Raw genomic sequence first — 23,348 nt, forward strand, 5'->3', positions numbered from 1 at the left:
CGACCTCCGCATGAACACCGACACCCGTCTGCTCGACACCCAGCAAGCCTTCGACAGCGTCGCCGCCGACTACGACGGCCCGCGCGGCAACAACATCGCCATCCAGGACATGCGCGACGAGATGTGGCGCTGGCTGGACAAGAGCTTCGCGCCCGCCAGCCGGCTGATCGACCTGGGCTGCGGCACGGGGCTGGATGCCGTGCACCTGGCCGGCCAGGGCCATCACGTGACGGCGACGGACTGGTCCGAGCGCATGGTCGAGCGCACCCGCGACCGCGCCCGCGACGCCGGCCTCGAAGTGGACGCCCGCGCCGTCGGCGCCCACGAGTTGCAGCGCCTCGAGGGCGACGCCGCCTTCGACGGCGCCTACTCCAATCTCGGCCCGCTGAACTGCGTGCCCGACCTCGGCGCCGTCGCCTCCGAATGCGCCCGCCTCATCAAGCCCGGCGGCCGCCTGGTCTTCACCGTCATCGGCCGCTACTGCCCCTGGGAGCTGGCCCACTATGTGCGGCAGCGCCGCTGGGCCCGCGCCGGCATCCGCTTCGCGAAGGGCACCGTCGCCGTCGGCATGAACGGCCGCACCATCTGGACGCGCTACTACACGCCCACGGAATTCTTTTCGCCTTTCGCCGAGCACTTCGAGCTGGAGGTGCAGCGCGGCCTCTGCGTCTTCGTGCCGCCGCCCTATCTGACCTGGCTGGCCGAACGCCATCCGCGCTGGCATGAGCGCCTGTGGGCCCTGGACCGGCGCGTGGCCGGCTGGCCGCTGATCAATCGGCTGGGCGATCATTTCCTGCTCGTCATGCGCCGCCGCGCCAGCAGCTGAAGGATTTCGTCCAGCAGCGGATGGTGGCTCCAACGCAGGGCTGCCACCCAGGCCAGCGGCGCCAGCGTCCAGGGCACCGCCAGGACGACCAGGGCCGCGAGGGCGCTGCCGCCGACCGCGGCCAGCAGCTCCCGCGGCGGCTGGCCAAGATACCGCGCGGCGATGCCGAGCTGCACCGGCAAGGTCACCACGGCTGCCGCGCAAAGCGCCCAGGCGAAAGACGCCAGGCTGCCGTCGAACAGCAGCCAGCCAAAGCCGATGCGCGCCATCAGGCTCACGGCCGTCGGCCAGGCTGCCAGCTCAGGCCGGCCGACGGCCGCCAATGCGGCGCCGAATTGCGTGAAGGCCAGGGCCAGCGCCGCGACCAGGGCCAGCGGCAACACCGCCGGCAGGCAATCGAGCCAGGCCGGACCGTAGAGCAGACGCACCAGCGGTTCTCGATACACGACCGTCAGCGCCAACAGCGGCCAGCCCAGGCCGGTGAGCAGGGCCGTCGCGCGGCGCAACACGGGAGCCAGCGCGTCGCCGCGCGCGTGACGACTGGACAGCAGCGGCAGCGCGCCGAAGTTCAGGGCCTGACCCGCAACGACCTGCAGCAGATTGACCGTCGCCTGCGCGCGGCCCAGCAGGCCGAGCTGGTGAGGCGCGGACAGTCGCCCCAGCAGCAGGTCCGGCACGGCGGCATGCAACCCAGCCAGGCCCCCGGCGAACAGTGACGCGCCGCCAAAGCGCAGCACCTCGCCCCAACCCTGCCACGCCGGCCGCCAGCGCAGATGGGCCGGACGCCAGCCGGCATAGGCCAACCCGCAGGCGAGAGCCGCGGCGACCTGGGCCCAGGCCAGGCCCAGGGCACCGGCACCTTCGGCAGACAGGGTCAGGGCCACGATGGCCTGGCTGGCCACGCCCAGCCACGACACCTTGGCGATGCGCGCCGCCGCCAGCTCGCGCAACTGCAGCGCCGCCATCACGCTGCCGAAGGCCGAGACCGGCAGGCCCAGGGCCAGTACGCGCAGCAGCGGCGCCAGGCCCGGCTGACCCAGCAGTTCGGACAAGGGCTCGACCAGCAGCAGCAGGGCCAGCAGCGCCGCCAGCGTCGTGCAGATGAGCAGGCCCAGGCAGGCCGAGAAACGCTGCGGCGTCAGCCTCGGCTCGCGCTGCAGATAGGCCGAAACGCCGAAGTCGCGCAGCAGCTGGATGATGCCGAACACGGCCGTCGCCATCGCGAACAGGCCGAGGTCGGCCGGCTGCAGCAGCCGCGCCAGCGCCAGGCCGAGCAGGAAGCGCAGCGCCGTCTCGCCGCTGGACGCGGCCAGGTTGCCGAGGAAGGCGCGCCGGACATCGGTGTGCGCCAGGGGCAGCGGCAACGTGGTCATGCGGCCAGCGCGTCCGCATAGGCGGCCGCGAGACTGCGGCTGAACGCCGCAGGTGAGCAATGCGCGTCGAAGCGGGCCCGCACGACGGCGCGGCGCTCGGCCGCGGTCGTGCCAGCCAGGGCCACCAGCGCATCGGCCAGCGCTGCCGCGTCGCCCGTCGGCCACAACCGTGCCGCGGGCAAGGGTCCCAGCAGGCTGCGGTAAGACGCGATGTCGGTCACGGCCGGGCTGAGGCCACAGGCCAGGGCCTCGATGGCGCTGTAGCCCGAGCCCTCGCGGTGGCTGCCCTGCACGAAGACATCGGCGGCCGCCATCAGCATCTCGACCTGCGCATGGGGCACGGCCCCGAGCAGCTCGACCCGGCCCGCCAGCAGCGGGTCGCGCAGGCGCTCGCGCACGGCGTCGTAGAGCGGTGCCTTGCCAAAGCACATCCAGAGCTTGAGGCCCGGCAGTCGCGACACGGCGAGCGCGACACCGTCGAGCACCGTCAGCGGGTCCTTGTTGGCGTCCAGATGCGCGACCCACAGCAGGCAGGGATCACCCGACAGTCCCGTCTCCCGCCGCGCCTCGTCGCGGTCGCGCGGCTGGAAGTCGCAGCTCGACTCGGGCACCTCGTAGATGCGCGTACGGGCGGTGACGAGCCCGCGCCGCACAAAGGGCAAGGCCTGCTCGCGGGCGTGGAACATCAAACCGCGCGCCCGGCCAAAGGCGCGCCGCCAGCGCAGCCAGGCCAGGGGCCGGCGCGGTGGCTGGTCGGCATGGTCCTGCAGCAACAGCGGCGCGTTGGGTGCGAGCATCGTCAGCCAGCGGACCTCGCGCGCAAAGCCCAGGCCCTGCAGGTGCATCAGCTCCGGCTGCAGTCGACCCAACAACTTTTCCAGCCGCGCGGAAGGCTGACCACCGCCAGCATCGAAGGGCAGGAAGTGGTAATTCACGCCGTCCCGTCGGATGAAGCCTTCCGTCGCACTGCACTGCAGGACATCGACCCGCGCACCCGCTTGTGCAGCCGCGCGGGCACATTGCCCCAGCGTCGGCCAGTCGCTCAGCAACTGCTCGGGTGGTCGGCCCAGCGGGTCGAGGAAGGGATTGATCTGGGCGATGCGGAGCATGGCTCAGAGTGCATTCAGCTGCGGGTCCCAGAGCTTCACGGCGCGCTCCAGCCAGCGCAGCTCGCGCGGCTGGTCATAGCGGGCCAGCCGATAGCGCCAGGCGGAGGCGGCGCGCAGGGCGGCTTTCTGCCAGCCCGGCGCGCGGATGTCGGTCAGCGTCGGGAAGCGGCAACCCAGCACGGTGCGGAAGTCGTGGATGCGCTGGCGCAGGGCCGGGCTGAGCCAGGGCGCATCCTTGTGGCACCAGTAGTCCACCCATTCCTGCTGCGCCCAGGCATCGGCACTGTCGGGGAAGACGAAGCCCTTGGGCAGGGCCGGATCGCGCGGCGTCCAGCGGCCTTCCCCCGAACCCCCGAGGCGCCGCGGCGGCAGCGGCGTGTGGATGTGCAGCATGATCTCGGCGCCGGGATGCAGGCGCTTGACCTGGCGGATGAAGTCGAAGGTGCGCTCCGTCTCCCCCTCGGGGTCCTGCGGTGGCGCGAGCATGAAGGACAGCTCGGGCACGACACCGTTGGCGCGACAGGCCTCGACGACGGCCAGGGTCTGGTCGGAGCGCGTGCCCTTGCGCATGTCGCGCAGCAGGCTGTCGTTGGGCGACTCGGCGCCGATGTAGGCCATGCGCAGCCGGCTGCGACGCACCAGCTTCCAGGACGCATCCGACAGGCCGAGCAGCGCATCGGCGCGGGCATAGCACCACCAGGGCATCTGCAGCCGCGCCAGCACCTCGAGCAGGGGCTGCATGTCGACCTCGCGGTCGAAAAAATTGTGGTCGTAGAACTGCACCGAGTCCGCACCGAAGCGGGTCTGCAGGCCGCGCAGGTCGCGCTCCAGCCGCTCGGCGTCAGGCAGGGCCGTCTTGCCGCGGAACATGGCGGCCACGCCGCAGAAGCTGCAGCGGTAGCGGCAGCCCAGGGCCGCCTGGTAGCCGGTGGTGCGGCGGCCGAGATAAGTGGGGCCGAGGTAGCGCTGGGGATCGTCGACCTCTTCGTAAGTGACGTTCATCTGCAGCGGGGCGGTCGAGAAGGCGCGGTCGGCGTTGTGGACGACTTCCCGACCCTCACGGCGCCAGGACAGGCCGGCAACGTCGGCCAGCGGCTTGTCGCCGGCCAGCGCGTCCAGCAGCTCCGTGAAGCCCTGCTCGCCCTGCCCTCGCAGCGCGTAGTCCACGCAATCACTGTTCAGGGCTGCGTCCGTGCACAGCGTCGGGAAATAGCCGCCCCAGACAATGGGCAGCCCGGGCGCCACGGCACGGATGGCGCGCGACACGGCCAGCGCGGCCGGCAGCTGCGGGCCGCCCATGACGGACAGGCCGACAGCCGTGTAGCCGCCCTCCTTCACCGCGGCCGCTGCCGTCTCGGGCAGATGCCGATCCAGATTGCCGTCGAGGATGCGCGTCTCGTAACGGCCCTCGAGCGCCGCGGCCAGATGCATGACGGCCAGCGGGAAGCGCGCGTTGGAGGTGATGCGCGGGTTGATCAGCAGCACGCGGTTCATGCCAGGGCCTCTTCAGAAATGGCTTCCAGACCCGGCTCGGCAATGACCAGGTGCGGCGCGATGGCCTTGACCCGGCCATCGATGCGCACCGGCACCAGACCCAGCGCTTCGCCGAGATCGGCGTCGGCATATAGAGGTCGGCCGGCGACGACGACCAGGCGCAAGTCGGCACGTGTCGCGCGGGGCAGCGGCAGCCCGGGTGGCAGCGCAATCAGGTCGGCGCGCAGGCCCGGGGCCAGTCCACCCCGGTCCGTCAGTCCAAGTATTCGGGCGGCGCCCTCCGTGACCCAGGTCTCCAGACGCTCGTCGCACCAGCCGGTCAGTTCTCGTACCAGCGCCAGTTCGGCAAGCAAGTCGCGGCTGCCGCTGATGCGGGAGTCGCTGCCCAGGACCAGGCGGCCTTGATCGAACAGCCAGCCGGAGTCCAGCGTGCGGCCGAAGAGATGGAGGTTGGAGGCCGGGCACCAGACGACGCCGGCACCGGCATCGACGAGGCGCCGCTGCTGCGCGGCGCTCAGGCCCAGGCCATGGACGAGCAGCGTGCCCGGCGCCATGCAGCCCAGGGCTTCGAGGCGGTCGAACTCCAGCGCCGCCGCGTTGTCCGTCCCTTCAGCCGCGTGGATGATCCATGGCTGACCCGCCGGTGTCGCCTGACGCGAGGCACGCACTTGCTCTTCGCCATCCAGCGCCAGAGAGTGGGACCAGCCGCCGGGCTCGGGCACATCGACGGGGAAGTCCGCCTCGTCCAACACGGGGTCGCGCGGATCGTGATGCAGCACCGTCGTCACGCCGCTCAGCAGATTCTTCAGGCCACCCGCCAGCAGGCGCTGCGCCCGCGGCTGAGCACGATGCGCCAGCAGGTCCGCATCCTTCGACAGCCTGGGCGTGATGTCGGCGATCCACTCGCCGGCATTGCGATAGCCCTCATCACGAAACTTCAAGCGCGGCAGTGCGCCGTTGAGCTGGAGGTGGTCGTGGCCATTGATGAGCCCGGGCAGCAGCCGGGCGCCGCGCAGGTCGATACGCTGGCCGCCGGAGCCGGCGACGATGCGATCGCCCTCGGTGCTCAAGCTCACGCCACCTGCCGCGTTGAAGAAACAGAGAGAACTCATGGCTTGACCAGCCTCAGCGCCAGCACGACGGCCAGGCCGTTCCAGCGCGCATAGAAAGCCTCGGAGCCCGTGAAGGCTTCTCTCAGTTCCTGGCCGACACGCACCTCGCGTTGTGCCTCCAGCACCAGGCCCGCGCGCCAGGCGGCTGCGAGATGCGCATCCGGGTCATGCAGCGCATGCAGCAGTTCATGGCGCTGGCCGCTGGCATCCGTGAAGCTGCGCGTCATGCCCGCGCGCGCGGCGTCTGGATGGAAGTCGGAATAGACCAGCACGCCGCCCGGCGCGAGCACGCGGGCGACCTCGGCCATCCAGGCATCGAGGCCGGGCGCGTGGCCGACAGCGAGGCCGCTGACGACGAGATCGAAGCTGGCCGTCGCAAACGGCAGGCAGGACATGTCGGCCCGCACGCGATGAGCCAGCGGCGCACGGGCCAGCATGCCGGCGGACAGGTCGCTGCCGACAACGAGACCCGCACCCTGCTCCTGCAACAGCAGGCCATAGCGCCCGCTGCCGCAGGCCAGGTCCAGCGCGCACCGGCCGGCCACATCGGGCAGCAGGGCCAGCACGGCGGCCTGCTCGGCACGCATCAGCGGGTTGTGGGGCAGCGGTGGATAGGCCTCGGCCCAGAGGTCGTAGGCGGCTTCGTTGGCCCACTGGCGCAATGGTGCACCCTTCGCGCCTCGCGCTGTCCCGCCAAGCGGGAGCTGAGACCCTTCGGGCGGCCGTGCGGGTCTCATGACGCAAACCACTTCGAGCAGACGCAATGCGCGCACTCGGGCCGCTCACCGGCGCGGATGCTGGCGCGCAGGCGGCGCTGCGGCGTCGAGTTCAGTACGTCGACCAGGCCTGCTTCGTCCAGCCGACCGGTGCCCGCGATGAAGAAGCAGGGCCGCACGCTGCCGTCGGCCTCGATGACGGCCGAGTGCTCGGGCGCATTGCAGCGCACCGGCGGCGCCTCGCCCAGGCCGAGGCGGGCACGGTAGTGGGCTTCGATGCGGCGCAGCTTGGGCAAGGACTCGACGATGAAGCCGCTGGTGAAGTCCGCCGGATCGAGCGCATCCAGGCTGCGGGCAAGCACCGGCAGATCCTCGGCCCGCAGCGCAATGCCGTCGATCGGCTCGCCATGACGGCCAAAGGCCTCGGCGTGGCTGACGTCGGCCGCGAGGAAGGAGATGCTTGCCACGCCCAGCCTGTGGGCGAGCGCCACCAACGCGGCCAGTTCGCCCGCATTGCCGCGCTGCACGGTGACGCGCAGGCCGACTTCCATGCCCTGCCGCACCGCCGCGCGGATGCCGGCGCAGACGGGCTCGAAAGCATCCAGCCCGCGGATGGCCGCATAGCTGGCGGCGGTGCTGCCATCCAGCGACACCGTCACCTGCTCGAACAGCCGCGCCACTTCGGCCGCCTGCTTGTCCAGGGCCAGACCCGCCGTCAGCAGCCAGAGCTTGTGGCCCTCGCTGCGCAGCAGGGTCGCGATCTCGGCCCATTGCGGATGCAACAGCGGCTCGCCACCGGAGACGAGCACGGTCTGCGTGCCAAGCTCGCGCAGACCCGGCAGCAGAGACTTCACGGTCTCGACGTCGATGTCGCGCCGGCCATGGCGCCAGTAGTCGCAGCTGATGCAGCGCGAGTTGCAGCGCTCGGTCAGGTAGAGGGTCGCCAGCGGCAGGCGCGTGACAGGCGCTGCCAGCGCGCGGGGCCGCTCGACGATGACGCTAGAACAGTCCATGCAGCTCGACAAAGCTCTGCCGCCGGTTGTCGATGGCGTTCTGCGGAATGCCGCCGAACTTGCGCCAGCCCGCGCGCAACTGCACGAAGGCGATGGGCGTGTACTCGTAGACCAGGCTGTAGCGCACCTTGTTGTCATGGGCCACGCGCCGGTCGGGGTCGAGGACTTCGCTGGTGAGCTTCAGGTTGTGGCCCTGCTGCACCAGCCAGTTGGCCTCCAGCAGCGTCGCGACCTGCCTGCGCTTGCCCTCGGGGTAGCCGGCGTCGCTGACCATGTCGAACTCGGCCAGCCAGGCCACCGGCCCCGTCGTCGTGCCGGCGAAGAGACCATAGGCCTGGCGATCACCGGCCGACGACTTGACCTGGGCCGTCGCCGCACCGACGCGGCCCCAGGGCTGCATCCAGATGGCCTGGGCCGTGGTCTGGTGGCCGGTCGTGCCGCCCTTGTTGCCGGGGCCGTTGCTGCGCACGAGCTGGATGGACCATTCATCGCTCTCGCGGCCCAGCTCCAGGCCCTTGTCGGGCACCGTCATGCTGACGCCGCTCAACTGGCGCACAAAGGCCAGGCTGTCCTGCAGCCGCCAGCCGAAGGGCAGATAGAACTGACCGGCCTTGGCATACCAGGAGAGGCCCGGCGTCGACAGGCGCACATAGGCCTCCTGTCGCTCGGACTTGCCGGGCGCGACCTGCTGGTCGAGGTAGGCGCCGAGATAGTCCTTGATCAGCTGCACATCGGCATAGAGGCGCGTCTGCTCGGTGCCGCCGACGCTGCGGGTGGGCTGGCCCGAAACCGAGGTGCGCGTCGTCGCGGTGCGCAGGTCGCCGCCCAGGCGCAGGCGGTCGTCGAAGAGGGCGCCGTTCCAGCCCTGCAGGACCTCGGGCAGGCCGTTGCTCGGGATGACGTTCTGCGCGAATGTGTTGCCCACCGCATTGCGCAGCCCGCCGCCCGTGGGGTTCACATGGCAGGCCACGCATTTCAAGCCGCTACGGATGGCGATGTAAGGCTCCGCTTTGGCCAACGACATCAGGGCCAGCAAAGCCAGGCCGAGAACGATGCGCACGGCCTTCATTTCTGGGCTCCGTTGTCGATCCATTGCCGAATGAGCCCAATGGTGTTGGCGTCGAGGTAGGGCCCGCCGAAAGGCATGCGCGCGCCGACGGCCTGGTGGCCTTCGAGCTTGTGGATGATGTAGCTGTTGGCCGAATCTCCGGGGGCCACGCGCTTCAGCGCGGGCACCTCGGCGCTCGACGCACCCACCAGCATCGTGAAGCTGTTGGCCGCATCCAGCCTCAGGCCCTGCGGTGCCGCGCCGCCGGCATGGCAGGCCGTGCAGATGGGCGTGAAGACATGGGACTGGATGGAGCTGTAGGTCGCCGTCATCGGCCCGCCCGGGTCATCGCCTTCGCCGAGCGGGCGGCCGTTGGCATCGAGCCCCGCGCCGCTGCCGCCGCCGCAGCCCGCGATGAACGCGACCGTGGCGCACAGCGCGGCCCCAAGCATTCTTGACATCCTCATCGTCGATCTCTCCTGGTACTCACTGCGCCGTGAGTGCCAGCCCGCTCGGCGCGGGTTCAAGCGACGATGAAGCTAGGGAGATCGCAGGAAGTTCTCGATCTTGGCCAGGGCAGCCGGGTGGTTGCAAAGCTCGAAGTGGTTGGCGCCCGGGATCTCGACATAACGCCCCGCCGGCAGCGCCTGCGCGAGGCGCGGACCGCGGCCCAGCACGGGGTCGACTTCGCCGCTGACGACCAGCACGGGCACGTCGACCGCCCGCAGCGCCTCGGGCGGGCAAGGCGGATACACCCCTTGCAGCGCCGCCAGGGCCGCGAGGCGGTCGCCACCGACCTTGACGGCAAAGGTCCAGTAGGTGGACACGTGCACCGGCAGGTCGGCCGGGAAGCTCTCGCGCGCCAGCGCCTCGTGGATCTGCCCGCCGACGGCTTCAAGGGTGTAGGGCGGCAGGCCGATGAGCCCGTCGCCCGTCGCGATCAACACGCTGGGATCCCAACGTTCAGGCGCACGGCGCAGCAGTTCGAGGGCGATATGGCTGCCCAGCGAATAGCCGATGACCGAGGCGCGGTGGTGACCCAGATGATCGAGCAAGGCCAGCGCATCACCCATCAGGGCCTCGGTGCCATAGGCCGCGGGGTCGTGAGGCTTGTCGCTGCGGCCGTGGCCGCGGAAGTCCATGCCGATGACCTGGCAGCCGGCGCGCGTCAGCCGCTCCACCCAGCCCCAGGCGCCATAGTTGCCGGCGAAACTGACCGTCACGCCATGCAACAGCAGCACGGGCCGGCCGCTGCCGTGAACTTCATAGGCGATGCGATAGCCGTCGCGTTCGATGTGCGCCATGTCTTGCTCCCCAGGGCCGGTGATTCCATGCCAGCCGCGCGGCCCGGTCAATCAGAAAGCCGTCGTCAGGCTGAGCACCGCCGTGCGGCGGCGTGTCGCATCGGTCCAGGTGTAGGGCCCGCCACGGCCGGCGGCCATCCAGGCCAGCTGCAACTCGCTGCTGGCGCCCAGCTGCCAGGACGCGCCCAGGCGCAGATCGGCCCGCGTGGCGCTGCGCGACTCCAGATAGGGCAAGCTCTGACCCCCGAAGCCATGCAGCAGGCCGACATGTCCCAGCGCAGCGACGCCCGGCGCCAAGGGCCAACGCCAGTTGAACTCGGTGTAGACCGTGCGCTGGCCGATGCCGTAGTAGTCGGGCGAGGCATAGGCGCGCAGGCTCCAGCGCTCGCCCAGCAGACCGACATAGACCTCCTGGTAGTCGTAATTGGAGACGTTCTCGTAGGCGTGGGCGGCGATGCCCGCCTCGCCGTCCAGGCCCGGCGCGAGGTCGAAGACGCGGCCGCCATAGAGCTGCAGGGCGGCGCCGCGTCTTTGCGAGAAGCGGGCCTGCGCGAGCTGGGCGCCCGCATACCAGCCGTCGCGGCCGTCCCAGGCCAGGCCGAGCTGGGCGCTGGGTCGGTTGCGGCTGTAGGACATGCCCCGGTCACGCGCGTCTGTCTGCAGCGACAGCGTGCCGCCGATGTCCGCCCAGGCTCCGCCCGCGCAGGCCAGCAGCGCGGCGACCAGCGTCGTCAGTCGGGCCGGGTGCGCGGGGGGCATCAGTTCGGAGTTTGCCCTTGCATCGTCTTGCAGGTGGGGCCGCGCGCGCCCGCATGGCGGGCCAGCGTCGCGCAGCTGTCGATACGGCCTTGGTCCACCGTGACGAATGCAGTCTTCACGGCCAGAGCGGTGTGCGGCCCGTCGAGTTCGCGCACCAGGGCCAGCAGGCCGGCGGCATGGGCGGCGGCGAAGGAGGAGCCCGACACCAGCGACCAGCCGCCACCGACTGCCGTGCTCGGCACGTCCCGCCCCGGTGCAATGACGACGCCGGCCGGCAACGGCGGCGCGCTGCCGACGACGAGGACGCCGGGATGGTTGGCCGGAAAGGGCCCGTTCTCGCCCGGCATGGCGGCCACCACCGTGGCGCCGCGCGCCTGGGCCTGGTCGATCAGCAGGGCCAGCAGGCGGTCGTCCGGCCCGCCCAGGCTCATGTTGATGATGTCGGCGCCCTGCTGGATGGCCGAATACAAGGCCTTGGCCAGGCCGAGGCTGGTGCACAGGGTCTGGGTGCCGGCCGCCTGCCAGCAGGCGCGCAGGGCCAGCAGCCGGGCCTGAGGCGCGATGCCGGCAATGCCCACGCCGTTGTCGTTGCGCGCCGCGATGATGCCGGCGATGGCCGTGCCATGGCCCTCGGCCGGCGGTGCCTTGTCGTCGACGAAGTTTTCGTTGAGGGCCAGCTGGCCGACGAGGTCGGGATGGCCGGCCTCCACGCCGCTGTCCACCACGGCCACCCGCACGCCCTTGCCGGTGGCGAGCTGGTGAAGCTCGGCCAGATGCCATTGGCGCGCCGCGGGCTGGGCCTGGTAGAGCGGCTCCTGCTCGCTGCCCTGGGCCCGGTAGAGGCTGACCGGCTGGGCCCAGGCGACACGCCTGTCCTCGGCCACCGCCTCGGCGACCTTGGCAGGGCTGCGCGTGTCGCCCTCGGGCAGGCGCATGACGAAGCAGTCGACGCCGGCCAGCGGCATGGCCCATTCGCTGCGCATCTCCAGGCCATGCGCCTGGGCCAGGGCCTGGGCCACCTGCTGGCGCGACTGCCGCCCCACGCCTTCGCCATAGGTGCCGGCATAGCTGCCGTCGGGCCGGTAATGGGCCTTGGGCAGTTGCAGCATGACGAGGACCTGGCGCTGGGCCTCCTCGGCCTGGGCCTGAGCCGGGCTGGCGAAGCAGCTCAGCAGCAGCGCGAACAGGCTCAGCCAGAGTTTCATCGCGCCGGCCCCGGCTGCAGGGACTCCGCCACCGCGACGATGGGCGCCGTGCGCAACTCGGCCAGGCCGCGGGCATCGACGTGCAGCAGCCAGGCACCCGTCTCGGTCGGCCCGGCGACGACACCGGCACCGTGGGCCTGCAGCAGCTCGCGCACCGCCTGCTCGCTGGTGCCGGGCTTGAACATGACCAGGGCGTCGGCCACCACCGGCGCCGTGCCGGCGGCCGACAGGCCTTCGTAGACTGGTTCGGCCTGGCGGTCGTGCAGCCACAGGCCCAGCAGCAGCGCGCAGGCCACGCCCTGCAGGCCCAGTGCCCAGGGCATCCAGCGCGGGGCGGCCGCCTTGGGGCGAACCGGCTGCATCAAGGCATGCATCTTCGCGAGGCCGGCTTCGACATCGCCGCCCGCCACCGAGGCCCCGGCCACGCTCAGCAGGGTCTGCATGGGCTGCTCGGCCGCCAGCTCGTTGCGACAGGCCAGGCAGCCCAGCAGATGCTGCTGCACCTGCTGCCTTTCGCCCTCGTCCAGCTGGCCACGGGCATACCAGGGCAGCAAGGCCTGCATGGCGGCATGCTCGTCATGGTCCATGGGAATCACCACACTCATCGTTGTTCTCCTTGCTCCAGCCCGGCGAGATCGTCGAGCAGGAGCCTCAGCCGGCGCCGCGCGTAAAACATCCGCGTCTTGACGGTCTCGGCGGGACAGCCGACCACCTCGGCAATCTCGGCATAGGCCATGTCATGGAAATAGCACAGCTCGACGACGGCGCGGTGCTCGGGCGACAGCTCGGCCATGGCGCCGCGCAGCCGTCCCCGCAGCTGGGCGAGGCCCAGCTGCTGCTCCGGCCCCGGCCCCGGGTCGGAAGCTTCTTCCATCTCGTCGCCGTCCACCGGCAGGTCCTGGCGGCTCAGGGCCTTGAGCGCCTTGCGGTAGGCGATGCCGAAGATCCAGGTGGAAAGCTTGCTGCGCCCGTCGAAGCCCTCGGCGCGCTGCCAGACCACCATCATGGTGTCGTTCAGCGCCTCCTCGATGGCGTCGGCCTGGCGCATCAGATGCGACAGGAAACGCCACAGCCGGGGATGGTAGAGGCGGTAGAGGGTGTCGAAATCAGCCCGCCTGCCGCGCTTGACACCCTCCAGCAGGGCCAGTTCCAGCGCCTCCGCGGCGGGCCCACGGGCGGGCGCCACGGCGGCGTCGTCACGTTTCTTCCTGATGCTGGGCCACTTCAACATGCTTGCCTGCGGGTTTCCAATGCACTTGAGTCCCGGCTCGGCGCCCGGAGGTTCAAAGCGATGGTAGCGAGCGCCCCGAAACGGGGCAGAGTCCCTCAGGACAGACTGGCTGTTCGTCGGCGTAGTTGGGTCGCTGAGCCGGATGCGATAGCGGCCGATGGCCGTGCCGATGACGGTGGGCAGGTTGGCGATGTGGACGTGCTACCGGTCGCGCGCCTCCAGCAGGTCGCGCACGCTGAGGGTTGGGGGGGGCGGCGCGGCGGATGAAACGGCCCATGGAGTCTCCGGAAAGCGTGGGCGCGGGCGGCAGGACGCTATCAAGCCCCAGAACACACCGCATCATCAAGCGCCGGGAGGCGCTATCGTTGCGCCATGAGCGAAGCCGGCGCCCTGCCCCTGGACAACCCGACCGAAGTCTGGGCCCGTGAGGCCACCGACGCCGAACCGCGGCTGCAGTCCGGCGGCGGTGCGGTGGGCCATACGCGCGAGTGGCATGTCAGCGGCGACTGGACGGTGCTGGCCCTGCGCGAACGCTACGAGGAGTTCCGCCTGCGCGTGGCCACCGCCATGAAGGAAACGCCCGACGCCCTGTGGGACCTGCGGGCCCTGGGCCGGCTGGACACGGCCGGTGCGCTGACGCTGTGGCAGGGCTGGGGCCTGAAGCCGCCGCCGCGGCTGCTGTGGCTGCCCGAGCATGTGACGCTGTTCTCGCAGTTCATGCAGCCCGGCGCCCTGCCGCGGCGCAAGCGCAGCCTCAAGCCCGGGCTGGAGCTGGCCAATCTCAGGCTGCTGAACTTCACCCATCACGCCGTCGACCTGGTCGCCCTGGTCGGCCGCCTGCTGCTGGACAGCGTGCAGATGCTGCGCCAGCCCTCGCTGATCGGCTGGCGCGAGATCTCGGCCAATGTCTACCGCACCGGGGCCCAGGCCCTGCCCATCACGGCCCTGGTCGGCTTCCTCGTGGGGCTGACCCTGTCCTATCTGATCTCCAAGCAGCTCAAGACGTACGGCGCCGATATCTTCGTCATCAACATCCTCGGCCTCGCGGTGCTGCGCGAACTGGGCCCGCTGCTGGCCGCCATCATCGTGGCCGGCCGCTCGGGCTCGGCCATGACGGCCCAGATCGGCGTCATGCGCGTGACCCAGGAGCTGGATGCGCTGTCCGTCATGGGCATCTCGCACACGGTGCGCCTGGTGGCTCCCAAGGTCGTGGCCCTGGCCGTCTCGCTGCCGCTGGTGGCGCTGTGGACCAGCGGGATGATGCTGCTGGGCGGCATGGCCGCGGCCAGCGCCCAGCTCAAGCTCGACCCCATGCAGTTCTTCCACACCCTGCCCAGCGTCGTCGAGCCGGTCAACCTGTGGCTGGGCTGGGCCAAGTCGGTGCTGTTCGGCGGCCTCATCGCCCTGCTGGCCTGCCATTTCGGGCTGCGCGTCAAGCCCAACACCGAGAGCCTGGGCCAGAGCGTCACGCAGTCGGTTGTCACCGCGATCACCTTGGTCATCGTGGTGGACGCGATCTTCGCTGTCCTCTTCTCGAACATCGGAGTCTGAGTGGCCGACACCGAAGCCATCATCGAAGTCGACAACGTGACGACGGCCTATGGCGGCCACGTCATCCATCGCAACCTCAATCTGACCGTGCACCGCGGCGAGGTGGTCGCGCTGATCGGCGGCTCGGGCTCGGGCAAGACGACGCTGCTGCGCCTGCTGCTCGGCCTGGAAGTGCCCAAGGCCGGCACGGTGAAGATCTTCGGCCACCCGCTGGGTGCCTGCGCGGTGCGCGACCTGGAGCGCGTGCGCTACCGCTGGGGCGTGCTCTTCCAGGCCGGTGCGCTGTTCTCGGCCCTGAACGTCTACGACAACATCGCCCTGCCGCTGCGCGAGCTCAAGAGCGTGCCGCCCGACCTGGTCAAGCCTCTCGTCATGCTCAAGCTGGCCCAGGTGGGGCTCAAGCCCGAGGACGCGCTGAAGCGGCCGGCGGAGCTGTCGGGCGGCATGGTCAAGCGCGTGTCGCTGGCGCGGGCCCTCATCCTCGACCCGCAATTGCTGTTCCTGGACGAGCCCACGGCCGGCCTGGACCCCGACAGCGCCAAGCAGTTCGTCAAGCTGCTGCGCCGGCTGCGCCAGGAACTGGGCCTGACCGTCGTCATGGTCACCCACGACGTCGACACCCTGTTCGCCGTCGTCGACCGCGTCGCCGTGCTGGCCGACCAGCACATCATCGCCAGCGGCCCGCTGTCGGAGGTGGCGCGCCTGCCCCACCATTTCGTACGCAACTTCTTCCTCGGCCATGTGGAGCGCTGTGCCGAGGAGGATGTGAAGCGCTTTCGCCTCAGCCTGGACGACACCAGCGACGAGGGCGGTGTACCGGCCCTGCTGCGCGAAGACTCCAACGTATAGGACCTATGGAAAACAAAGCCCACGCCCTGGCCGCAGGCCTCTTTCTGCTGCTGCTCGGCCTCGCCCTGGCCGCCAGCGTCTCCTGGTTCCAGGGTGACCGCACCGAGCGCGTCCACTACACCGTCGTCGCGCGCACGGGCGTGCCGGGCCTGAACCTGAAGGCGCCGGTCAAGCTGCGCGGCGTCGAGGTCGGCTTTGTCGAGACCATCCGCTTCGACCCCGAAGACCCGCGCCAGATCCTCGTCGGCATCGCCGTCGACGCTGCCGCACCGGTGTCCACCCAGACCTATGCCCAGCTTGGCCTGCAGGGTGTCACCGGCCTGTCCTTCGTCGGTCTGGAGGAAGCCAACAGCCAAGGCGCACTGCTACGCGCTCAGCCCGGCGCCCGGCTGGCCTTGCGCCCGACCCTGCTGGACCGCCTGGCCGAAAGCGGCCCCGGCCTCGTCGCCGGCTTTGCCGAGACGGCCGTACGCCTGAATGCCTTGCTCAGCGACGACAACCGCGCCCAGCTCAGCAAGACCCTGGCCGAACTGCAGCAGGCCGCCAATGACACCGGCAAGCTGATGGCGGCCCTGCAGCCCGGCGCGCGCGAACTGCCCGTGCTGCTGAAGGACGCCGACGCGACCGCCCGCCGGGCCCAGGCCGCCCTGACCCGCATCGAGGCCCTGGCCGTCGACGGCCAGTCGCTGGCCCTGGACCTCAAGGCACGCGCCAAGGCCCTGGACGACTTGCAGGCCGCCGCCGTGCAGGTGCAGGCCACCAGCCGCAATCTCGAACTCGCCCTGGTGGGCGAGACCTCGCCGCGCACCCGCCCCGTGCTGGCCGACGTCTCGGCCGCCAGCCGCAGCGTCGAACGCGCCGCCGACGCCCTGGGCGATCAGCCGCAAAGCCTGATCTTCGGCCGCGGCGCCCAGCCGCCCGGCCCCGGCGAGGCCGGTTTCACTGAACGTCTCAAAAAATGAAGACCACGTTCATCTTGTTTGCCGCAGCGCTGACCCTCAGCGCCTGCTCCCTGGCCCCGACGGTGCCGCCCAAGGCTGTCTACGACCTCGGTCCGTCGTCCACCGCCACCTCGGCCGGCGGCGCCCTGGCCTGGCGCATCGCCGACGTGACCGCCCCGCCCCAGCTCTCAAGCGAGGGCATCGCCTACCGCCTGGCCTTCCAGCAGGCCCAGCGCCTGGAGCATTACCGCGACAGCCTCTGGGCCGCGCCGCCCGCCGCCCTGCTGACGCAAAGGCTGCGCGAGCAGCTGGCCGGCGCACCCGGCTGCAACGGCCAGCCCGCTGCGCTGCTGACCGTCAATCTGGACGAGTTCGAGCAGGTGTTCTCCAGTCCCGGCAACAGCCAGGCCGTGCTGCGACTGCACGCCACGCTATGGCCGGCAGCCGGCGCTGGCAGTCCATTGCAGCAGCACTGGCGCATCGAACGTGCAGCGGCCCCCGACGCCCCCGGCGCCGTGCGAGCCCTGGCCCAGGCGGTGGACGAGTGGACGCCGCAACTCGCCATCTGGCTGACGACTTCGGCCTGTCGCTGAACTGAATCCAGGCGACGGCGGCCCGCGTAGCAAGGGCATGAGTCAACTCGGTCAGCTGCTGCGCGTCGGCCTGCAACGCGCCCGCCAGGACGCCAGCTCGCGCTGGACCGCCCAACACCTCCAAAGCCAGCAGCAGCAGTGCCTGGCCACGCTGCGCCGCCATGCGCGCGAACGCTCGCCCTTTTACCGGCGCTTTCACCATGGGCTGGACGAGGCACCGCTGCAGGCCCTGCCCATCCTCGACAAGGCCACGCTGATGGCTGAGTTCGACCGCGTCGTGATTGACCCGGCGATCCGCCTGGCCGATGTCGAAGCGCACCTGGCTTCGCCCGATCCGGGCCGGCCCTATCTGGGCCGCTACACCGCACTGTCGACCTCGGGCTCGACGGGCCGACGCGGCGTCTTCCTGTTCGACCGCGACGAATGGCGGGCAAGCCTGGCGGCCATCATGCGGCCGCTGATGTGGTCGGGCGCCCCGTCGCCGCTGGCGCGCCCGCGCACGGCGCTGATTGCCTCGGGCGCAGCCTGGCACTACTCGGCCCGCGTCGGCGCCTCGCTGTCCACACCGCTGCTGCGCGGGCTGAAGCTGGACGCCGGCCTGCCTTTGACGGAGCTGGTGGCGCGCCTGAACGACTGGCAGCCGGTGTCGATGGCGGTCTACCCGTCCATCCTGCGACAGCTGGCCGGCGAGCAGCTTGCCGGGCGGCTCAATATCCCGCTGCGCCATGTCGGAACCAGCGCCGAACTGCTGCCGGACGCGACGCGTGAGCAAGTGCGCGCGGCCTGGGGCATTCCCGTCTTCAACACCTATGGCGCCACCGAATACGCCCCCATCGCGACCGAATGCCGCGAGGGCAGCCTGCACCTGCTGGAAGACCGCGCCGTCTTCGAGATCGTCGACGCCGACGGCCGCGCCGTGCCGCCGGGCGAATCGGGCGCGCGCCTGCTCGTCACGGTGCTGGACCGCCGCACCCAGCCGCTGATCCGCTACGAGATCAGCGACGGCCTGCGCGAGCTGCCGGGTGCCTGCCGCTGCGGCCGGCCGTTCAGGCGGTTGGCGCGCATCGAAGGCCGTGTTGAGGAGGCCCTGCATCTGCCGGCGGCCGACGGCGGCGCCGCCATCGCCATCCATCCCAACCTCGTGCACCAGCTGCTGGAACGCGTGCCCGCCACGGGCTGGCAACTGCGCCAGGAGTCGACCGGGGCCCTGGCGGTGCTGCTGACGGGGACGCCCAGTGACCGCGACGCCGGCGCGCTGCGACAGGGCCTCTACGAGTTGCTGAAGAGCCGTGGCGCCGCCCCGCAGCGCCTGGACCTGCGCTGGGTGGCCGAGCTGCCGCGCGGCGCCAGCGGCAAGGCGCCCCTCATCGTCGCCTTGCCCGCATGACATGGACCGAACGCGCAGGACCCATCAATTCTGAGGTTGGGCGCCAGCCCCTGCCTGCCTAGGCTCGGCACCTTCCATTGCGGAGGTGCTCGAAATGGCCACAGCCAAACCCGTCAACGCCGTCTTCCTCGACCTGGGCGGCACCCTGGTCGATCCCAAGTTCAGCCCCCAGGGCAAGTTCCTCGGCTTCACCGAGATGGCCGGCATCCACAAGCCGCTGACGGCGTTGGCCGCCAAGTGCCGACTGGGAGTCATCTCGAACACGGGCGACATCCCGCCCGCGGCGGTGCGCAAGGCACTGACGGAGCTCGGGCTGCTGGAGCTCTTCGACGCCAAGCTCGTGCTGCTGTCGGGCGAGGTCAATCTCGACAAGTCGACGACCAAGATCTTCCTGCTTGCCGCCGAGAAGGCCGGCGCGGCCGCCAACCTCGCCAGCTGTGTCTACGTCGGTGACGACGGCAACGAGCGCCGCACCGCCCGCCAGGCGGGCCTGACGACGCGGCGGTCGCTGGACGACGCGGCCAAGCTCGCCGCCGGCAAGTCCACCTTGCTCGACGGGCCCAATCTTTCCAACCTTGCCGCCTGCGTCATCGATGCCCGTGACGCCGGGCTGGACTCGGCGACCGGGCCGGCGGACCCGCTGGATTTCGCCGACCTGCTGCAGCGCCTGGAGGCCGCGACGCCGAAGCTGCCGCCGCTGTATCGCGAGCGCTTCGCGCTGCCGTTCAAGGCCGAGCTGCTGCGCATCGGCCCACAGGGCTTCACACAGATCCTGGTCAAGGACCCGCGCCGGGAACGCCTGGCCGGCCTGATGCTCGACACCGCGCACGCCATCCTGCAGAACGGTGAAGGCTTCGAGAGCGTCGCCACCGACGCCTTCGAGGAAGTCGTCAGCGACCTCTATGACGGCTTTCTGGGTGCCGAAGGCCTGACCGGCCTGAAGGTCCCCGACGACACGGTGCTCGCCCCCCTCGTCAAATGGGGCAACCCGGACTCCGGCCCCTACACCTGGCCCATCGACGCGACGCGGGCCTTCAAATGCGCGGCGGCCGTCGTCAGCCTGCCGCCCGCCAATGCCCGCGGCGGCCTGTTCGCGTGGACCACCCTGGGCCACGAGACAGCCGGCCACGACATCCTGCGCGCCATCCCCGGCCTGCAGGCCGAGATGGCGCAGCGCGTGCGCGCGGCCCTTCTTGCCGACAGCAGCACGGCCAGCCTCGCCACCTACTGGTCCCAGCGCATCGACGAGACCTCGTCCGACGTCATGGGCATCCTGAACATGGGGCCGTCGGCAGGCATCGGCCTGGTGGTCTATTTCCGCGGGCTGAATGCCGCCTTCAGCAACACGGCCACGCTGCGCAACGAGGACTCGGGCAGCGACCCTCACCCCCTGGACATCCTGCGCGGCTTCCTGGCCGCAGCGACCGTGCGACAGCTGAGCTTTCAGGGAGCCACGGCCTGGGCGCAAGCCATCGAGGCCGAGACGATGAAGGACGTCACCCAGATCCGCATCGCCGGCGTGCCCATCTCGCTGGACCGCGCCAGGCGCTCCTGCGACATCGTCGCCAAGATCATCGCCGCCACCCCCATGGACGCCCTCGACGGCCATGCCCTGATCGAGATGCAGAACTGGCGTGACGAAGACGAGGCGATCTGCCGGGAGCTGCAGACCTCGCTGCTGACCACGACGCCCATCCGGCCGGACCGGGCCAGCGGCGTCTTCGCCGCGCATGTCGTCGCTGCGGCGTCGACGGCCGCCCTGGCCGGCGCCGGCACGGTCGGCAATCTGTTCCGCCGCACCATCGCCGTGCTGAAGACCATGCACGATGCCAATGCCGCCTGGGGGCCGCTCTTCATCGCCCACCCCGGCACGATCTCGCGCGATCTGGCCTATGTGCGCTGCCTGGCGGTCGAGCTGGAAACCTGATCCGCCGCAGGGCGCGGCCTCCGGCGCCTGTCAACGTTGATACCTTGCGCCACGAAGGCCGGCAAGGGGGCTCTCATGACCAACGGCAGAGGCGGGCTCCGAGCCCATGATCTCGGGCCATGCAAGCCCCCTCTGCCTTGCGCCACGCCGACTGCAGGCGGCGCCGCTGACCGCCATGCGCACGCTGGTCGTCGCTCGCTCGGACAGCCCCGCCTGCACCATGGCCCGGCGCCTCATCGACAGCGCCGCGCTGACGGTGCTGGACCATGCCCACACGGCCACCGAGGCGCTGGCGATGGCGCTGGCCCTGCAGCCCGAGCTGATGCTGCTGGACCCGGGCCTCAAGCCGGTAGGTGCGGCCGAGCTGACGGCCTCGCTGCACGACCCCGCGCCGCAGATCGTCTGGCTCACCCATGACGTGGTGAGGCGCTGCCTGGCCGTCGAGGGCCCGCTGCGCGTCAACGCCCTGCTGAAGCGCCTGCCGCGGCGTCGCCTGGGCGTGGAAGTGCGCCAGCTCATCGTGCTGGCGCATGGACGCTTCACGACGGTGGACCTGGCCGACATCCTGTGGCTGGAACTGCCCGATGCCCGCCACCCCGCCCCGCTGCTTTTGCATGCCTTCGGCGAGCAGCATGTGCTGCATCGCCGCCTCGGCGGGCTGCTGGACGACCTGCCGCCCGGCAGCATGCTGCGCTGCCAGAACCGCGTCGCGGTGGCGCCGGCTCATGTGCTGGAGGCACTGCCTCACGACAAGCACGGCGCGACGCTGCTGCTGGACAACGGCACCCGGCTCGCCTGCGGCCCGCAGTTCTGGCCCGGGCTGGAACTGGCGCTGCGGGCGCTGGATACGCCGGTGGCCTCGGCCGACCAGCCGGCCGCTCCCAGCCGCTGGAGCGCCCCCTGGCGCCTGGACACGCCACAAAGGGACGACGGTTCAGCGAGCTGACACTACGCAACACCGTCTTGTTGCGCCGTCAGCACGGTATGCGCTACCTTCGCGACAGAGCGCAATCGCGCCACCCAGGTGAGGCATGGCTTCGGCTCGTACAGATGTTCACGACTGCGTCACCCGGCGACGCCTGCTGGCGGCCGCTGCCTTGCTTGGCCTGGCCGCTTCACGTGACGCGCTGGCGCTGGATACCCTCGTCGTCACCGCCGTCAGCCGCAGCGGCGGCAGTGGCGTGGCCGCCAGGCTGCTGGCCGAGATCTACCGCCGCGCCGGCCTCAACCTGCAGGTCGACGGCTGCCAGCCTCGCGCGCCAGCCTGGTGGCCCTGAGCGACAAGGCCGACGGCGAGCTGGTCCGCATCGCCAGCTATGGCCAGAGCTACCCCCAGCTGCTGCGCCTGGACCCGGCCTTCTACCGCATCAGCGTGCGCGCCTATTCCCTGCCCTCGCGCAGCGCCAGTGTGCAGTCGCGCGACGACCGCAAACACTATTCGCTCGGCTCGATACGCGGCATGGCCTATGTGCAGGACCTGACCGAGAACCACCCGGCGCTGACGCTGACGCAGAACCCGCAACAGCTCTTCCGCATGCTGCTGGCGGGCCGGCTGGATCTCGCCCTGTGCACGACGCTGGCAGCCCAGGCCGCCATGGCCGCCATCGGCACGGGCATCAAGGAGCTGGACGCTTCGCCCGACCTCGCCCGCTTCGAGCTGCACCACTACCTGAGCATGCGCCACAAGGACGTCGCGCCGCGCCTGGCCGACGTCATCCGCCGCATGCGCGACAGCGGCGAACTGGAGCAGCTGACGCAGCAGTTCGAGGCAGCGGCGGTGCGCGAGGGCCTCAGCTGACCATCAGCGACGTGATGCCCGTCTGCCCCGGGTTGTAGAGGCGCAGGCGCACGTGGTAGCGCCGACCGGCAAACAGCTTGTAGGTGATGCTGGCGTTGCGGTCCTCGCCGCTGTCGTCGTCGGCCGCCAGGTGGCGGGCCACGCCGTCGACCTCCTCGAACAGGCCCAGCAGGGTGTCGGTGGCGCCCGTCGTCGCGACCGTGTACTTGCGCGATTCGGTCGGCTTGAAGAGGTAGTCCATCTGCTGGCCGGCGGCCAGGGCGACCGACACCGCCTTGCGCGCCTCCAGCACCGGCGGCTGCGCCGCCAGGGCCGGGTACCACTTCAACACCCAATCCTTGTCGGCCTTGGACAGCTTGCCGGGCGGCGTGAGGCCGTCGACGTCGTACTGCTCGGGCTCGTCGATGAGGCCGGGCTCGAACTCGTACTCCATGATGGAGTCGGGGTCCCAGCTCGAACCCTGCACCTGGCTGGGGTCGAGCTTCTCGAGGATGTTGTGGAAGGTGGTCTCGCGCGTCCAGCTGTTGGGCGGCTTGCCCAGCGAGGTGTAGACGGCCTCCTCATGCCATTTGATGCCGGCGAAGGGATTCTGGTGCTCGTGCTCCATGCCCAGCACATGGCCCAGCTCGTGCAGGGCCGTGCCGCGGCCATAGGGCGTCGTCAGGTCCCAGCCATAGACGGTGGTGGGCTCGGTTGTGGGCACATGCAGCACATCGCGGCCCACGGCGGAGGCCGAGCTGCCGTCGGGCTCGGAATAGCCGATGCGCACCTCGGCCTCGCTCATCTGCGTGACCTCCTGGAACACCAGGCCGATGCCCACGGCCTTCCATTCGGCGAAGGCGGCACGGATGGCGTCGGCCTGCTTCTTGGCCACGGCGAAATGGCCGGCCTTGAAGAAGCAATAGTGCAGCACCGTGCCGTTCAGCCACTTGCCCTGGGTGTTCAATATGGCACGGGCGCGGCGCGGGTCGTTGGCGACGACGGCCGGCAGGCTGGGCTTGATGCGCGGCGGCGTGCTGCACAGCGGCTTGGGGCCAGGGCGGGCGGCGGGCTGCTTCTGCTTCTTCGAGGTGCTTGCCATGGGAGGCCTCCAGGTGGCGTGACGATCACGC

General features: G+C 70.6%; 24 protein-coding genes. 10 read left to right on the forward strand and 14 right to left on the reverse strand.

All coding sequences use genetic code 11. The annotated features are described in order from the left end of the window. The first annotated feature begins 10 nt into the window (after positions 1 to 10). Positions 11 to 826: a class I SAM-dependent methyltransferase gene (locus AC3WOE_RS08475; protein WP_492689684.1), complete on the forward strand. Its 816-nt coding sequence runs from the start codon at positions 11 to 13 to the stop codon at positions 824 to 826. Here the strand turns inward: AC3WOE_RS08475 and AC3WOE_RS08480 are convergent. The 13 genes from AC3WOE_RS08480 to AC3WOE_RS08540 all read right to left on the reverse strand — a co-directional run bounded on the left by AC3WOE_RS08480 (position 787) and on the right by AC3WOE_RS08540 (position 13,190). Continuing rightward, on the reverse strand, positions 787 to 2,199 hold the full coding sequence (locus AC3WOE_RS08480; protein WP_492689686.1) for an oligosaccharide flippase family protein: 1,413 nt from the start codon (positions 2,197 to 2,199) through the stop codon (positions 787 to 789). The two genes, AC3WOE_RS08475 and AC3WOE_RS08480, sit on opposite strands and share 40 nt — an antisense overlap. Further along, positions 2,196 to 3,308 (reverse strand): glycosyltransferase family 4 protein, encoded by a 1,113-nt coding sequence (locus AC3WOE_RS08485; RefSeq protein WP_492689687.1) that lies wholly within the window; start codon positions 3,306 to 3,308, stop codon positions 2,196 to 2,198. Before AC3WOE_RS08485 ends, AC3WOE_RS08480 begins: the two co-directional genes overlap by 4 nt. A 3-nt stretch (positions 3,309 to 3,311) precedes the next feature. Next, entirely contained in the window at positions 3,312 to 4,802 is a 1,491-nt protein-coding gene (locus tag AC3WOE_RS08490) for a B12-binding domain-containing radical SAM protein (RefSeq protein ID WP_492689688.1), read from the reverse strand. Beyond that, a complete protein-coding gene (locus tag AC3WOE_RS08495; RefSeq protein WP_492689689.1) occupies positions 4,799 to 5,914 on the reverse strand; it encodes an amidohydrolase family protein in 1,116 nt (371 codons plus the stop codon). Before AC3WOE_RS08495 ends, AC3WOE_RS08490 begins: the two co-directional genes overlap by 4 nt. After that, complete coding sequence (locus AC3WOE_RS08500; protein WP_492689690.1) at positions 5,911 to 6,576, reverse strand: class I SAM-dependent methyltransferase; 666 nt, start codon at positions 6,574 to 6,576, stop codon at positions 5,911 to 5,913. Before AC3WOE_RS08500 ends, AC3WOE_RS08495 begins: the two co-directional genes overlap by 4 nt. A 71-nt stretch (positions 6,577 to 6,647) precedes the next feature. After that, complete coding sequence (locus AC3WOE_RS08505) at positions 6,648 to 7,643, reverse strand: radical SAM protein (protein ID WP_492689691.1); 996 nt, start codon at positions 7,641 to 7,643, stop codon at positions 6,648 to 6,650. Beyond that, positions 7,630 to 8,712, reverse strand: a complete 1,083-nt coding sequence (locus AC3WOE_RS08510; protein ID WP_492689692.1) for a hypothetical protein — start codon at positions 8,710 to 8,712, stop codon at positions 7,630 to 7,632. The genes AC3WOE_RS08505 and AC3WOE_RS08510 overlap by 14 nt, the downstream gene beginning before the upstream one ends. Continuing rightward, positions 8,709 to 9,158 (reverse strand): hypothetical protein, encoded by a 450-nt coding sequence (locus tag AC3WOE_RS08515; protein ID WP_492689694.1) that lies wholly within the window; start codon positions 9,156 to 9,158, stop codon positions 8,709 to 8,711. Before AC3WOE_RS08515 ends, AC3WOE_RS08510 begins: the two co-directional genes overlap by 4 nt. Positions 9,159 to 9,230: 72 nt before the next feature. Continuing rightward, positions 9,231 to 9,995, reverse strand: a complete 765-nt coding sequence (locus AC3WOE_RS08520) for an alpha/beta fold hydrolase (RefSeq protein ID WP_492689695.1) — start codon at positions 9,993 to 9,995, stop codon at positions 9,231 to 9,233. A 51-nt stretch (positions 9,996 to 10,046) separates the two neighbouring features. Continuing rightward, positions 10,047 to 10,754: a TorF family putative porin gene (locus tag AC3WOE_RS08525; protein ID WP_492689697.1), complete on the reverse strand. Its 708-nt coding sequence runs from the start codon at positions 10,752 to 10,754 to the stop codon at positions 10,047 to 10,049. Then, on the reverse strand, positions 10,754 to 11,959 hold the full coding sequence (locus AC3WOE_RS08530; protein WP_492689698.1) for a S8 family peptidase: 1,206 nt from the start codon (positions 11,957 to 11,959) through the stop codon (positions 10,754 to 10,756). Before AC3WOE_RS08530 ends, AC3WOE_RS08525 begins: the two co-directional genes overlap by 1 nt. After that, a complete protein-coding gene (locus tag AC3WOE_RS08535; protein ID WP_492689699.1) occupies positions 11,956 to 12,564 on the reverse strand; it encodes a zf-HC2 domain-containing protein in 609 nt (202 codons plus the stop codon). The genes AC3WOE_RS08530 and AC3WOE_RS08535 overlap by 4 nt, the downstream gene beginning before the upstream one ends. Beyond that, positions 12,561 to 13,190, reverse strand: a complete 630-nt coding sequence (locus AC3WOE_RS08540; RefSeq protein WP_492689700.1) for an RNA polymerase sigma factor — start codon at positions 13,188 to 13,190, stop codon at positions 12,561 to 12,563. Before AC3WOE_RS08540 ends, AC3WOE_RS08535 begins: the two co-directional genes overlap by 4 nt. A 372-nt stretch (positions 13,191 to 13,562) precedes the next feature. Here AC3WOE_RS08540 and AC3WOE_RS08545 point away from each other — a divergent pair, with 372 nt between their 5' ends. The 9 genes from AC3WOE_RS08545 (at position 13,563) to AC3WOE_RS08585 (ending at position 22,236) form a co-directional block, all read left to right on the forward strand. Beyond that, positions 13,563 to 14,741: an MlaE family ABC transporter permease gene (locus AC3WOE_RS08545; protein WP_492689702.1), complete on the forward strand. Its 1,179-nt coding sequence runs from the start codon at positions 13,563 to 13,565 to the stop codon at positions 14,739 to 14,741. Next, on the forward strand, positions 14,742 to 15,590 hold the full coding sequence (locus AC3WOE_RS08550) for an ABC transporter ATP-binding protein (protein WP_492689703.1): 849 nt from the start codon (positions 14,742 to 14,744) through the stop codon (positions 15,588 to 15,590). It abuts the gene before it with no gap. Between the two features lie 5 nt (positions 15,591 to 15,595). After that, positions 15,596 to 16,552: an MlaD family protein gene (locus tag AC3WOE_RS08555; RefSeq protein ID WP_492689705.1), complete on the forward strand. Its 957-nt coding sequence runs from the start codon at positions 15,596 to 15,598 to the stop codon at positions 16,550 to 16,552. Continuing rightward, positions 16,549 to 17,124: an ABC-type transport auxiliary lipoprotein family protein gene (locus tag AC3WOE_RS08560; protein WP_492689706.1), complete on the forward strand. Its 576-nt coding sequence runs from the start codon at positions 16,549 to 16,551 to the stop codon at positions 17,122 to 17,124. The genes AC3WOE_RS08555 and AC3WOE_RS08560 overlap by 4 nt, the downstream gene beginning before the upstream one ends. 37 nt (positions 17,125 to 17,161) lie before the next feature. Next, a complete protein-coding gene (locus AC3WOE_RS08565; RefSeq protein WP_492689708.1) occupies positions 17,162 to 18,511 on the forward strand; it encodes a phenylacetate--CoA ligase family protein in 1,350 nt (449 codons plus the stop codon). A gap of 94 nt (positions 18,512 to 18,605) precedes the next feature. Then, positions 18,606 to 20,438 carry an HAD family hydrolase gene (locus AC3WOE_RS08570; protein ID WP_492689709.1) on the forward strand — a complete coding sequence of 611 codons (1,833 nt, stop codon included), beginning with the start codon at positions 18,606 to 18,608 and terminating at the stop codon, positions 20,436 to 20,438. Positions 20,439 to 20,613: 175 nt separating this feature from the next. Further along, positions 20,614 to 21,384 (forward strand): hypothetical protein, encoded by a 771-nt coding sequence (locus tag AC3WOE_RS08575; RefSeq protein ID WP_492689710.1) that lies wholly within the window; start codon positions 20,614 to 20,616, stop codon positions 21,382 to 21,384. Positions 21,385 to 21,469: 85 nt separating this feature from the next. Then, entirely contained in the window at positions 21,470 to 21,715 is a 246-nt protein-coding gene (locus AC3WOE_RS08580) for a hypothetical protein (RefSeq protein ID WP_492689711.1), read from the forward strand. Further along, complete coding sequence (locus AC3WOE_RS08585) at positions 21,706 to 22,236, forward strand: hypothetical protein (protein ID WP_492689713.1); 531 nt, start codon at positions 21,706 to 21,708, stop codon at positions 22,234 to 22,236. Before AC3WOE_RS08580 ends, AC3WOE_RS08585 begins: the two co-directional genes overlap by 10 nt. On the opposite strand, the gene AC3WOE_RS08590 is transcribed toward AC3WOE_RS08585, so the two are convergent. Then, positions 22,229 to 23,317: a zinc metalloprotease gene (locus AC3WOE_RS08590; RefSeq protein ID WP_492689715.1), complete on the reverse strand. Its 1,089-nt coding sequence runs from the start codon at positions 23,315 to 23,317 to the stop codon at positions 22,229 to 22,231. The genes AC3WOE_RS08585 and AC3WOE_RS08590 overlap by 8 nt on opposite strands. Between the last annotated feature and the right edge of the window lie 31 nt (positions 23,318 to 23,348).

This window comes from Roseateles sp. FW305-36 (assembly GCF_058787015.1).